Source organism: Campylobacter sp. JMF_08 NE1 (assembly GCF_027737875.1).
In the GTDB taxonomy this organism is placed as follows: domain Bacteria; phylum Campylobacterota; class Campylobacteria; order Campylobacterales; family Campylobacteraceae; genus Campylobacter_B.
On record NZ_JAOVUC010000002.1, the window covers coordinates 212832 to 224988 of the forward strand.

Sequence of the window (12157 nt, forward strand, 5' to 3'; positions counted from 1 at the left end):
TTTAAAATTTACTCTTCTATTTTGTAATTTTCCCAGAAAAAGTTAATCCACTCATCGGTCTCTTTGATTTTAAAATCAGGCTGGATTAGTGCCTTGCTTTTGTAAAAAATCACCGCTGTTTTAATCTCGGCATTAGGGTATTTTTCCTCCAAAACACGCTTGATTTCGACCATACTATCGCCACTATCGATGATATCATCGACTAGCAAAATTCTTTTATAAAGTTCCAAATCAGGGATATTAAAAACATCGATTGTATCGAGCTTTTGCGTATCTGCGTAGTGGATTGAGTTAATCGAAAAAATCGTCCTCATATCAAGTGCGTTTGCCAGCGCATGACCAAATGTCAGCCCGCCACGCGCAATCGCTACAATCGCGTCAGGCGCGAAGCTATCGCGCACCTGCTTGGCGATGATTCTACTATCTTTATCAAGTTCTTCGAAGCTGTAAAATTTCATATTTTCTCCTTATTAATGCAAAATAAATACCAGCGCGCTAATCCCTGCTAGCACCAAAACGCCCAAATTTATATCGCTAAACCTTCTTTGCACCAAGCGCACAAGCAAATAGCTGATAAATCCGAAGCTTAGACCATTTGTAATCGAATATGTAAAAGGCATAAGCATAACGATAAAAAACGCCGGAATTAAAATTCCAATATCGCTGTAATCAAGCTTGCCAAGCTCGCTAAACATCAAAATTCCAACCATTACCAAAACTGGATAAATCGCGTTGCTTGGAATCGCTTTAAAAAGCGGAAGCATAAATAGCGTCAAAATAAAACAAACCGCCGCAAATACAGCAGTTAGACCAGTGCGACCACCAGCCTCGACACCACTTGCGCTTTCTGCAAAAGCCGTAACCGTGCTAGTGCCCACTATCGCGCCACCTACTGAGCCAACAGCGTCGGCAGTTAAATTTCGCGCTAGTTTTTTCATACCCTCAGGATCTTCGTCGCTAAAAATTTTCGCCCTATTTCCGACACCAGTTAGCGTGCCGATACTATCGAAAAGGTGAGTTACAAAAAATGTGATGATAAATGGCAAAAACGCGAGTTTTAGCGCGCCCATGATATCAAGCTGTCCAAAAATCGGCGAAATTGAAGCAGGAAGCGAGACGATACCCTCTGGTTTAGGCGAGATCCCAAACACCCATGCAATCACAGAGGTAATCAAAATCGCCAAAATAAACGAAGCTTTTACCTGCAAAACAAAAAGCAAAATCATGATAGTAAGTCCGCCAAGACCAAGCAAAACAAGTGGATCGCGCAAATTGCCAAGAGCGACAAGGGTAGCTTGATCGGCTACGATAATGCCCATTTGTTTAAGTCCGATAAAGCAGATAAATGCGCCAATACCGGCACTTATCGCACGACGCAAATCAAGCGGAATTGATTTGATAACCCAAATTCGGAAATTTGTAAATGAAAGAACAGTAAATAAAAATCCGCTCAAAAACACGATTCCAAGGGCTGTTTGCCATGGAATTTGCGCTCCCATACAAAGCCCAAATGTAAAATACGCATTTAAACCCATACCCACACTAAGTGCGACAGGCGTATTTGCAAAAAAGCCATTAAAAAGCGTCGCCAATATTGTAATTAGCGCAGTTGCAGTAACTAACGCCTCGTATGGCATGCCTGTTTGGCTCATAATGATAGCATTTACAGGCACGATATAAATCATAGCCAAAAATGTGGTAATTCCCGCATTCAACTCTTGCTTGATAGAAGTTTTGTTCTCTTCTAACTTAAATAACGAAGTCATCGCCGTCCTTTTCAGTGATATTTAGTTTTTTTGCTGCAAAATTTATAGTCGTTCCTTGGATTAAAACCGAGATTAAAACCATAAAGAAAACGATATTAAAAATAATATGAGATTCCTCTAAATGATAAACATAAGGATATGTCGCAAGTATGATAGGAACTGCACCCCTTAGCCCTACCCACGAAATATAAAATTTTTCAAATTTGGAATATTTGCTTTTGATAAGTGAGATAAAAACGCTAGCTGGCCTAGCTATAAAAATCAAAACAAGCGACAAAATAATCGCATTGTGCGCGATTTGAGGCAGGTCTGATGGAAAAACCAAAAGCCCAAGGGTCAAAAATACGACGATTTGCATCATCCACGCAATCACTTCGTGAAATGCTATGATATTTTCTTTGTTTGGAAATGCGTATTTGTTCGCCAAAACCCCAGCCATATAGACGCTTAAATATCCATTACCGCCCAAATGCGAGCTTAGCCCAAACATTATAAGTAGCCACGCAATGCTAATTAGCGGGTAAAGTCCTGTTTGCATAAGGCGTAAATTTATGCAAATTCTAGGAAACAAATACCCAAACGCAATGCCCAAAACTCCGCCGACTGCAAACTGCAAGAAAAAGTGCATTAGCATTTTTTCTATCGTTGTATCTTGGGCTAAAACTATCAAATTTAAAATAGCGATTGTCAAAAAAATCGCCATAGGGTCGTTGCTGCCGCTTTCTAGCTCCAAAAGTTCATTTAAGCCATTTTTGAGCTTGATTTTTTGGCTTCGCAAAATCATAAACACAGCCGCTGCGTCTGTCGAAGATATAATCGAGCCAAGTAAAAGTGCGTGAAGTGGCGCAAAACCCAAAACCAAATGTATAAAAACCGCCATTATCAAAGCAGTCAGAAAAACACCAATGGTCGCAAGCAAAACCCCGCTTACCATAACGCTTTTAATGTGTTCAAATTTGGTATTTAATCCGCCACTATAAAGTATGAAAACAAGGGCGATTGTCCCCACAGCTTGTGCCAAATGCGGATTGTCAAATTCGATGCCCACAATGCCTTCGCTTCCTAGCAACATACCAAAACCCAAAAACACAAGCAGAAGCGGAAGCCCGATTTTTTCTGAAATTTTACTAGCATAAACACTGATAAAGAGTATAACACCGATACCGATGATATATAAATTCAGGCTACTTAGTAAAATTTCCATTTTTAACTCGCATAAATTTGGATTTCGTTATACAAACTATCGCGCTCGACTGGGATTAATCCAGCAGTTTGAATTAAATCGATAAAATCTTTTTTATTCACACCCTTTTTGCTCTGCGCGCCTGCGCTGCTTTGGATACTTTCGTTCTCTATCGTGCCATCGATATCATCTGCGCCAAATTCTTGCGCCACTAAGGCTAAATTTAGCGTCGAAGTCGCCCAATACGCCTTGATATGCGCGACATTATCCAGCAAAATTCGGGCGATTGCGATTGTTTTTAAAATCTCAGCCGAACCCATAGCCTTAGGCGTCTGCAAATAGTTATTTTCTCTTTGATACACAAGCGGGATAAATGCGTTAAATCCGCCACCATTGCCGTTTTTAAGGGCCTCATCTTGCAAAGCGCGAATTCGCAAAATGTGATCTGTGCGGTGAGCGAAATTTTCAATATGGCCAAAAAGCATAGTTGCGTTGCTTTGGCGACCCATTTTATGCCAAATTCTGTGAATTTCAAGCCAGTTTGCCGAGCTTACCTTTCCTTTGCAAATCTGCTCCCTCACGCCCTCATCAAATATCTCAGCACCGCCACCAGGCATGCTATCTACGCCACTAGCAATCATATTTTGCAAAGTTTCTTCGTAAGGCATTTTCCATTTTCTCTTGAAAAAATCCACCTCGGCTGCGGTCATTGCTTTGATATGCAAATTTGGAAATTTAGATTTTATAGTGCTAAATAGATCGAAAAACCACTCAGGCTTTAAATTTGGATTATGCGAGCTTACGATATGCACCTCTTTGGTGCCTCTCTCCACAGTATCAGCCACAATGCCCAAAATTTCATCTTTGCTCATTGTGTAAGATTGCTTCTCGTTTTTGCGATGAGCCGAAAAAGCGCAAAATTTACAGGTATCAGCGCACAAATTTGAAGGATTTATATGACGATTTGAGTTGAAAAACACCTTTTTGCCGTTTTTTTGCTCTCTAATCAAATTTGCAAATTTAGCTAGGTCGAAAAGGTCTAAGTCCCACAATTTGGTCGCTTCATCGAAATTTAATCTTTCATTATTTTCTAATTTTTTTAATATTTCCATAAAACTTCCTAAAATTTAAATCGTAATTATATAGTTTTAAAATTTAATCTAGCTAATTTTTTAAAAATTTTCTAACGATTTACGAAAAATTACTATAATTTTACGAATTTTACTGAAAGGAATAAAATTTAAAAATGTGCGGAATCGTAGGATATATCGGAAATAAAGAGAAAAAAAATATCGTCCTAAATGGTCTAAGAGAGCTTGAATACAGAGGCTATGATAGCGCTGGAATCGCTATTATGGAGGGCATGGAAAATGCGAATATTACATATTTTAAGGCTGTTGGAAAACTAAAAAATTTAGATGAAAAAATGGCTGATTTTAGCAGCGAGTGTTTTGGCGTGTCGATCGGGCATACTAGGTGGGCGACGCACGGCAAACCGACCGAGCTAAACGCTCACCCGCATTTTGGCGAATTTAGCTTTGTGGTGCATAATGGAATTATTGAGAATTACCAAGAGCTAAAAGATGAGCTTAGCAGCGAGGGCGTGGTGTTTTTAAGCCAAACAGACACTGAGGTCATCGTGCATTTGTTTGAAAAATACTATAAAATTCACGCCGACGCATTTAAGGCTTACGAGGCTACGATTGCACGCTTGCATGGGGCTTACGCGACACTTTTGATCACAAAAGCAGCACCTGGGAAGGTATTTTTCGCCAAAAACGCAGCCCCACTAATCGTGGGATTTGGCGAGAGTGGTGAAGTTTTGTTTAGCTCATCAGACGCGCCATTAATCGGACTAGCTAGCAAGGTTACCTACCTAGATGACGGCGTGTATGGCGTGGCTAATAGCGATGAAATCAGCGTATATCAAAACGGCAAAAAAATCTCTCCAAACTACGGCGAACTTCCGAAAGACAAGGGCTACGCGCAAAAAGAGGGTTATAGATTTTTCATGGAAAAAGAGATTTACGAGCAATCCCAAGTCATCACAGAGACCATGATGGGGCGCGTGATAAAGGCTGGGGATATTAAATTTGATGAAATTTCGCCTGATTTGTTTAAGGGTGTAGATGAGATTATGATTTGTGCGTGTGGCACGAGCTACCATGCTGCGCTAGTTAGCGCGTATCTTTTCGAAAGACTAGCCAAAATTCGCACCAAAATCGAAATCGCTAGCGAATTTCGCTATAAAGAGCCGTTTTTAAACCCAAACGCGCTTTTTATCGTAATTAGCCAAAGTGGCGAGACAGCCGACACCCTAGAAGCCCTAAAAATCGCCAAAGAAGCAGGATTAAAAACCCTAGCAATCTGCAATGTCGATAACAGCTCAATCGTGCGCTTAGCAGGCAGTGTAATCCTAACTCGCGCTGGTATCGAAAAGGGCGTGGCAAGCACAAAGGCCTTTGCTACGCAGGTCATGGTGCTATGGATGCTAAGCGTCTATGCTGCAAGGCTTCGCAAAACTATCAGCGAGGACGAGCAAAACGAGCAAATTTCAACAATGCTTAAAATTCCACAAATTTTAAAAGTTGATCCGCGCCTGCAAGAGCGAATTTACCGCCTTAGCAAGCACTATTTGCACGGACATGGATTTTTCTTTATCGGGCGGGATATTTTCTATCCGCTAGCATTAGAGGGCGCACTCAAACTAAAAGAAATTTCATATCTCCACGCAGAGGGCTATCCAAGTGGCGAGATGAAACACGGCCCAATCGCGCTAGCAGACGAGCACCTTTTCACAATCGCGCTAATGCCACAATCTCTGCTATATGAGAAAACCAAAAGCAATGTCGAAGAGCTCGCTGCTAGGGATTCTTACATTTTGGCGATAAGTCCGAAAGAATTTGACCTAGCAGATGATTTTATCAAAACCAGCGACCAAACCAGCCCAATGGCTGAATTTTTCGAAATGATGATAATACTGCAACTTTTAGCGCTTGAAATCTCTGTGCGCCTTGGCAACGATGTGGATATGCCACGAAATTTGGCAAAAAGTGTAACCGTAGAATAATTTTAAATATTTATTTACTTTAAATTTATAAAATTCCGTGAAAAATTCACTTTCACGGGGTTTTTATGAAACTTGCAGGACAAATTCTAAACAAATCTGTAATCTTAGGCGACGATGGCAAAAGATACACCTACTCTACCTTTGATTTCCACGACGAAAATTTAAAAATCGGCGATTTTGTAAGCTTCATCGCCGAAAAAGACAAAGCAGTTTTTATCAAATACATAAAAGACGGCGTAAGCCCAGAGCCACAGGACGAGACTTCATTTCTCAAAAAAGAGGTAAATTTCGAATTCGTCGAAATCGAGCCTAAACAAAACGAAAATTTAGAGAGCAAAATTTATTCAAATTTCATACGCAAACACGGAATTCTCTCGTGCATTTTGCCACTGATTTTCGCTGGGGGATTAATGTTTTTCAAAGGCGAAATAATCTCATTTTTGCTCGCTAATAGCGCAAATTTGGGCTTTGCAAATTCAGCTTCGGTTGGGATTTGCGTAGATTTAGCCATAGTTTTTATCTGGTTACTTGCCTATTTAATACCGCTAAATTTCGCATTTAACGGCCTTGCAGTCGCCACGCACGATCTATACGCCAAACGCCAAATCAACTCATTTAATCTATTTTTTATCCTAACTTTGATTGTCGCACTAGCAGAAATGAATAATTTCTTTGGGCTGCAAAAATACGGCCTTGGCCTGCTGTGCGCGCTAGGCGTGCTGGGGTTTTGCGGATATTTTTACAAAGCCAAGGCATTTTTTTATCTTAGCAAAAAAACAGGGGTCAAACTCTTCATTTTAGCCCTGATTGTGGATTTCGTGGCTGTATTTAGCGCAAATGTGCTAAACAGATTTTTTGGCTTTATTAACCCTGATTTGATTTGGTGGCAGCATGTCGCAATCTGTGCTGTTATCGCGCCACTTTATATACTTTCGTTTTTGCTTATAAAACGCCTTGTTTAGGCGTTTTATTTAGCTCTTTTGGCGTAAAAATTTAGCCTAAATTTAGCAAATTCGCCCCGCATTATCGCTTCTCGCATTTGTTTTACTAAATTTAGATAATAATGCAGATTATGAATACTTGCTAGGCGGTAAAATGTCAGCTCGTGCGCGCGAAATAGGTGGTTTAAATACCCGCGCGAAAAGTTTTTGCAAGTGTAGCAATCGCACTCATCATCAAGTGGTCCATGGTCATGGACGAAACAAGCGTTTTTAATGCTAAATTTGCCCCTGCTTGTAAATATCGTGCCATTACGCGCATTTCGCGTAGGCATTACGCAATCAAACATATCCACGCCCCGCGCGACATTTTCGACCAAATCCTCTGGCGTGCCCACGCCCATTAAATAGCGCGGTCTGTTTTCATCAATAAAAGGTATAACCCCCTCGACCGTGTCATACATTAGCTCGTTTGTCTCGCCTACGCTCAATCCGCCGATTGCAAGCCCGTCAAAGCCCATTTCACAAAGTGCGAGCGCGCACTCTTTTCGCGCCTCATAATCCGTGCCACCTTGGATAATGCCAAAGATATTTTGGTGAGTGTGAGATCCGCGCGCTTTGTTTTCGCTGTGAAATTCCACTGCTTCCTTTGCCCATTTTATAGTGCGTTTCACGCTCAAATCAATGCGCTTTTTTAGCCTAATTTTAGCCTCGCTTTCAAGCTCGTTTGGATTGCGTGGCAAATCGACCAAATCATCTAAAATCATCATAATGTCCGAATTTAGCGCGTATTGCGTCTCTATCACAGAGCGAGGCGTGAAATAATGCGTGCTTCCGTCAATATGGCTTTTAAATTTTATGCCGTTTTCGTCGTTTTTGGTGTTTGCCCGCAGTGAAAAGGCCTGAAACCCACCGCTATCTGTTAGAAAATTTCCCCCAAATTTGCTAAATCCATGAAGTCCGCCAAACTCCTCTACCACGCTAGCTCCTGGGCGCAGATACATGTGATATGTGTTTGCTAGGATTATCTTTGCGCCTAGTATTTCGCTCGCATCGTGCGCGTCTAGGCCTTTGATAGCACCCACCGTGCCAACAGGCATAAAAATCGGCGTTTGCACCACGCCGTGCGCCATTTCTAGGGTGCAGGCGCGCGCTGCGCCGTCTTTTGCGTCTATTTTAAATTTCATTATTTTCCTTTGGTAAATTTTGCGCTATTTTACCAAAGTTTTTGCCTTTTTTAGAGTTTTTGAAATTTTTGCGTCCGCTTAAATACTCGCTGTATCTCGTGCCATACAGACTTGCGTGCCAAATCGCAAAGCCAAGCATACTAATTCCGCTTATTTTGTGGATTTTGCGCCATGCCTTGCCCTTTTTAAACCCGCTAAACGCGCAGATTCCCATACTTACTGCAAGGCTGTTTTTGGCTAGTTTTCGCTGAAATTGCAAATCCAAAATTTTATCCTTACTTTTCAAATTTAGCCCCTTTTATCGAATTTAAAAGCAGAGCAATCGTCGTGCCGTTATGCAAAATCGCCGTGGATATCGGGCTTAAAATCCCAAGCGTAGCCAAAAGCAAAATCGCTGAATTTATCCCAACGGTGGCGTTAAAATTCCGCCTAATCAGCCTTAGTGTATCATCTGCTGCGGCTTTGATTTTCGCCACGCCCTCGATATCGTTTTTCAAAAGCAAAATTTGCGCGCTCGCCTTTGCGATGTGTGCAGAGCTAGGCATACCTATCCCCACATCTGCCGCCATTAGGCTAGGAGCGTCGTTTATGCCGTCGCCTATAAATGTAACCTTATGCCCGCGCGATTGCAAATCTTTGATAATCTCGGTTTTTTGCGTCGGCAAAAGCTCCCCATACGCCGCGTCAAGCCCCAACTCGCGCGCCACTTCATCGGCTTTTTGCTTCACATCGCCACTTAGCATTATGATTTGTTTGACCCCTATTTTGCGAAGCTGGGAAATCACAAATTTAGCATTATCACGAAGTCTATCACGCAGTCCAATCACGCCCAAAAGCTTGCCGTCAAATGCGATAAAAAGTAGCGAGAGGCCGCGATTTTCTAAATTTTCAATCCGTTTTTTAAACGGAGAAAAATCTATCATCTCATCATCTTGTAAAAAATGCTTCGAGCCAATGATTAAAATTTTGCCCTCTATGTTTGTTTTCACCCCGTGCGCTACGACAAATTCGACCTCATCGTGGCTGACATGGATAAATCCACGCTTTTTGGCTGCTTCAACGATAGCCTGGGCGACTGGGTGGAAATAATGCTCCTCCGCGCTCGCTGTCAAATTTAAAATGTCTTTATTGCTGAAATTTTTATCAAAGGATATGATTTTTACGACCTCTAAATTCCCGTGTGTGAGCGTGCCTGTTTTATCGAAGACAAAGGTATCGCTAGCTCCAAGGCTCTCTAAGGCTTTCGCCCCTTTTATGAGAATTCCAGCCTTGCCAGCCTTTGAAATACTCGATTTAAAGGCAACTGGCGTTGGGAGTTTGAGCGCACAAGAATAATCAGCCTGCAAAACAGAGGCAACGCTAGTAAAATTTCGATTTATCAGATACGAAACCCCAGCTAGCCCAAAGGTAATAGGCACTAGCTTATCGCCCAGCCTCATCGCACGCGCGCCGATTTGCGAGCGCTCTTTGAGTGCGTTTGCGATGTATTTTTTGATACTGTGCGCTGATGTTTCATCGCCCACGCTCTCAGCCCAAATTCGAATTTTACCCTCTGCGACAATCGTGCCAGATAGCACACTATCGCCCCTGCTTTTGCGCGCTGGCAAGGCTTCGCCTGTCATGGAGGATTGATTAATGAGTGCTTCTCCGCTTAAAATATGGCCATCTACGCCGATGATATCGCCAGATCTTACCACGACGATATCGCCTGTTTTAAGCTCTTTGGCCGGGATTTTCATCTCGATTTTTTCGCCGTTTTGCTCTACCTCGACCCACGCCTCGCTAATATCAGGTTTGGCTAGTTCTTTTATCAAATCATCGCTTTTATAAACGGTGCTTTCTTCCATATACTCGCCAAGGGCTAGCATTGTATTTGTGCTATTTGCCGCGAAAGTATCGGCCCTGCCAAAGGAAATCCCCACAGCCAAAGCTTCAAGCGTTTTAGAAGTTAGTCCATGCGCAAGGCTCTCTTTTGCCCCCTCTTTAAGCAGCGGCAAACAAGCAATCAAGCTAAAAAGTCGCACAAACGCCGAATTTCGAAAGAAAAAATTCGCCCCAAGCGCAGCAGCTGAGACAATCAAAGCGTTTTTGCTAGGGGCATGTGAGCGTTCGCGCTTTTTGGCGCGCTTAAATTTGGCTAAGTCTAAATTCACTAGGTGCTTTATCAACTCGTCGCGAGTGCTAGTATTTGCGCTCTTGCGAGAGTTTGCGCTATTGCGGGAGCCCTCACTCTCGCCCTTGGCTTTGCGGGCAGTATTTTTGAAAGCTAACCTAGTAAAATTTTTGTCATAATTTATAATTAAAGCACCGATTTTAGCGTTAAATCTGCACTCTTTAACGCCACTAAATTTTGAAATTTCTTTTAAAAATTCGCCCTCATTTAAATTTTTAAAAGCGCAAATTTTAAGCCTGATTCGCCCCGCACACTCGTGTTTTATCTCAAATTTCATTTTCGCTCATTTGCGCTTTTGCGTCCAAAAAACGCTCCTTCATCTCCTCAATCCCCATTTCAAAGAGCTCTGAGCCCTTTGCGATAAATTTAAAAAGGTTTGTTTGCGCATTTTCGTTAGTGAAAAAATACACAACCGCAGCGCCCAAAATTGCGCCATTTAGAAATGAATTTTTCTTAAAAAATTTGCTTTTGCCTAATTGATTTAGCCCGGCAAAATTTGAAAGGTTTTTGGATTTTTTGCCACCAAGTGCGCTATTTATCCATTTTGATAGCTCGCCAAGCTCGCCATTTGCGCTGTTTTCGCAATATTTTAAAATTTGTTTTAACTCTTTTTTAGAAATCTTTTTTTTGCTCATTTTTCTTCCTTTGTAATTAAATTTTCGCTCATTTCTAGCGCGCATGTCGCCAAAACTGCGCCCACAAGCGCCCCCAAATACTCGCCCTGGACAAGTTTGTTTGCGCTATAAATCGCCCCGCCTGCGATGATGCCTCCACGAAGCGCCGAATTTAGCCCGTCGCGCATAGCCTGCTTTTTGTTTTTTCCTTTTTTGACATTTGCAATCTCGCTCGCAGCCCCAGCAATCGCCCCAGCTAGCGCGCCACTTAGGGCATTATCGATTGGCGAGCGCGACAAAGTTAGTTTTGTATTCATACCCTAACCTTAAATTTGCGTCTCAGTCGCGCCCTCTGCGCGTTTGGCGCGCGGTTTAGGGGTGGTTGATTTTTTCGCGCGTGGTTTTTTCACTGGTTTTTCGACACTTTTTTTGTTTGCGGATTTTTTCGGCTCATTAGCAGTTTTTTCTGGCTCGCCTTTTGCATTTTTAAATTTCTCGCTAATCTCATCACCTGCCCTATTTAGCGTGGTTTTAACGCCCTTGCTCGCGCTTTTTACCTTATCTTTTAGCTTTTTTGCGCCCTCTCTTTTGGCAAGCTCGCTAAGACCTTGTGCGATTTTTTTGCGATTTGTGAGCGCATAGACACTAGCCCCGCCAAAAACTAAACCTAAAAAAAATCTAATCGGCATAATTTCTCCTTTTAAAATTTTGAAATTTACATACTTATGATTTTTGCTATCATAATTAGAAAAAGTAAAATTTGATTTTACGCTAAAACACCTTAAAATCAAAATTTCAAGGCGTTTTAAACGATAAATTTATCAAATTTTTAGTGTGAAATAATAGAATATTTTTGTATAAAATTAGCTGAATTTATAAAAACGATTTTCATTTAATTATGAAAATTTTAAGAGCAAATATCATTAGCCGTAGAATTTACAAGCGAAATTAGCTCAGGCGAAACCTGCCCAGATAAAAACTCCTCCCACAGCTGGGGCTTAAAAATTTGGCTGTCATAAAAAATCGTCAAAGAGCCAATTAGCGGGTTAAATTTATACTCTTTTATCCCGCTAATACTAGCGATTTTCGCCTTCAATTCCGCCTCACTAACCCCGCTAATCTCCCTAATCTTGGGGCTTACGCGAATTCGCAAACGCCCCCTTGTGTGGGCGATTTTGGTGAAATATTTGGCGAAATTTAAAATATCGTTTTTCTCAATTTGCATT

The 12157-nt window shown here is 41.7% G+C and carries 13 protein-coding genes; 2 read left to right on the forward strand and 11 right to left on the reverse strand.

All coding sequences use genetic code 11. The features are described from left to right. Positions 1–8 precede the first annotated feature (8 nt). Genes OFN91_RS03005 through mqnE form a run of 4 tightly spaced genes read right to left on the reverse strand, consistent with a single transcriptional unit; the run spans position 9 to position 4061 of the window. The gene (locus tag OFN91_RS03005; RefSeq protein WP_270859160.1) at positions 9–458 is read right to left on the reverse strand and encodes a phosphoribosyltransferase; all 450 of its coding nucleotides are present in this window, start codon (positions 456–458) and stop codon (positions 9–11) included. A 12-nt stretch (positions 459–470) separates the two neighbouring features. Further along, the gene (locus OFN91_RS03010) at positions 471–1766 is read right to left on the reverse strand and encodes an NCS2 family permease (protein WP_270866754.1); all 1296 of its coding nucleotides are present in this window, start codon (positions 1764–1766) and stop codon (positions 471–473) included. After that, positions 1750–2970 (reverse strand): potassium/proton antiporter, encoded by a 1221-nt coding sequence (locus OFN91_RS03015; protein ID WP_270873223.1) that lies wholly within the window; start codon positions 2968–2970, stop codon positions 1750–1752. The genes OFN91_RS03010 and OFN91_RS03015 overlap by 17 nt, the downstream gene beginning before the upstream one ends. Before the next feature lie 2 nt (positions 2971–2972). After that, positions 2973–4061, reverse strand: coding sequence for an aminofutalosine synthase MqnE (gene mqnE, locus OFN91_RS03020; RefSeq protein WP_270873224.1), 1089 nt, complete (start codon positions 4059–4061; stop codon positions 2973–2975). Positions 4062–4195: 134 nt separating this feature from the next. Between mqnE and glmS the strand changes: the two genes are divergently transcribed. Next, complete coding sequence (gene glmS, locus OFN91_RS03025; protein WP_270873225.1) at positions 4196–6019, forward strand: glutamine--fructose-6-phosphate transaminase (isomerizing); 1824 nt, start codon at positions 4196–4198, stop codon at positions 6017–6019. A 65-nt stretch (positions 6020–6084) separates the two neighbouring features. After that, a complete protein-coding gene (locus OFN91_RS03030; protein ID WP_270873226.1) occupies positions 6085–6981 on the forward strand; it encodes a hypothetical protein in 897 nt (298 codons plus the stop codon). Positions 6982–6986: 5 nt separating this feature from the next. Here OFN91_RS03030 and tgt read toward each other — a convergent pair whose 3' ends face one another. From tgt to OFN91_RS03065, 7 genes are all read right to left on the reverse strand, one after another. Then, positions 6987–8144: a tRNA guanosine(34) transglycosylase Tgt gene (tgt, locus tag OFN91_RS03035; protein ID WP_270873227.1), complete on the reverse strand. Its 1158-nt coding sequence runs from the start codon at positions 8142–8144 to the stop codon at positions 6987–6989. Then, the gene (locus tag OFN91_RS03040) at positions 8134–8430 is read right to left on the reverse strand and encodes a hypothetical protein (RefSeq protein WP_270862364.1); all 297 of its coding nucleotides are present in this window, start codon (positions 8428–8430) and stop codon (positions 8134–8136) included. Before OFN91_RS03040 ends, tgt begins: the two co-directional genes overlap by 11 nt. Beyond that, on the reverse strand, positions 8420–10594 hold the full coding sequence (locus OFN91_RS03045; protein WP_270873228.1) for a heavy metal translocating P-type ATPase: 2175 nt from the start codon (positions 10592–10594) through the stop codon (positions 8420–8422). The genes OFN91_RS03040 and OFN91_RS03045 overlap by 11 nt, the downstream gene beginning before the upstream one ends. Continuing rightward, entirely contained in the window at positions 10584–10952 is a 369-nt protein-coding gene (locus OFN91_RS03050; protein ID WP_270873229.1) for a YtxH domain-containing protein, read from the reverse strand. The genes OFN91_RS03045 and OFN91_RS03050 overlap by 11 nt, the downstream gene beginning before the upstream one ends. Then, on the reverse strand, positions 10949–11248 hold the full coding sequence (locus tag OFN91_RS03055) for a Cys/Met metabolism pyridoxal-phosphate-dependent enzyme (protein ID WP_270872019.1): 300 nt from the start codon (positions 11246–11248) through the stop codon (positions 10949–10951). Before OFN91_RS03055 ends, OFN91_RS03050 begins: the two co-directional genes overlap by 4 nt. A 9-nt stretch (positions 11249–11257) precedes the next feature. Continuing rightward, positions 11258–11620: a hypothetical protein gene (locus OFN91_RS03060; protein ID WP_270873230.1), complete on the reverse strand. Its 363-nt coding sequence runs from the start codon at positions 11618–11620 to the stop codon at positions 11258–11260. Positions 11621–11838: 218 nt separating this feature from the next. Then, positions 11839–12156: an HMA2 domain-containing protein gene (locus tag OFN91_RS03065; RefSeq protein ID WP_270873231.1), complete on the reverse strand. Its 318-nt coding sequence runs from the start codon at positions 12154–12156 to the stop codon at positions 11839–11841. Position 12157 lies beyond the last annotated feature (1 nt).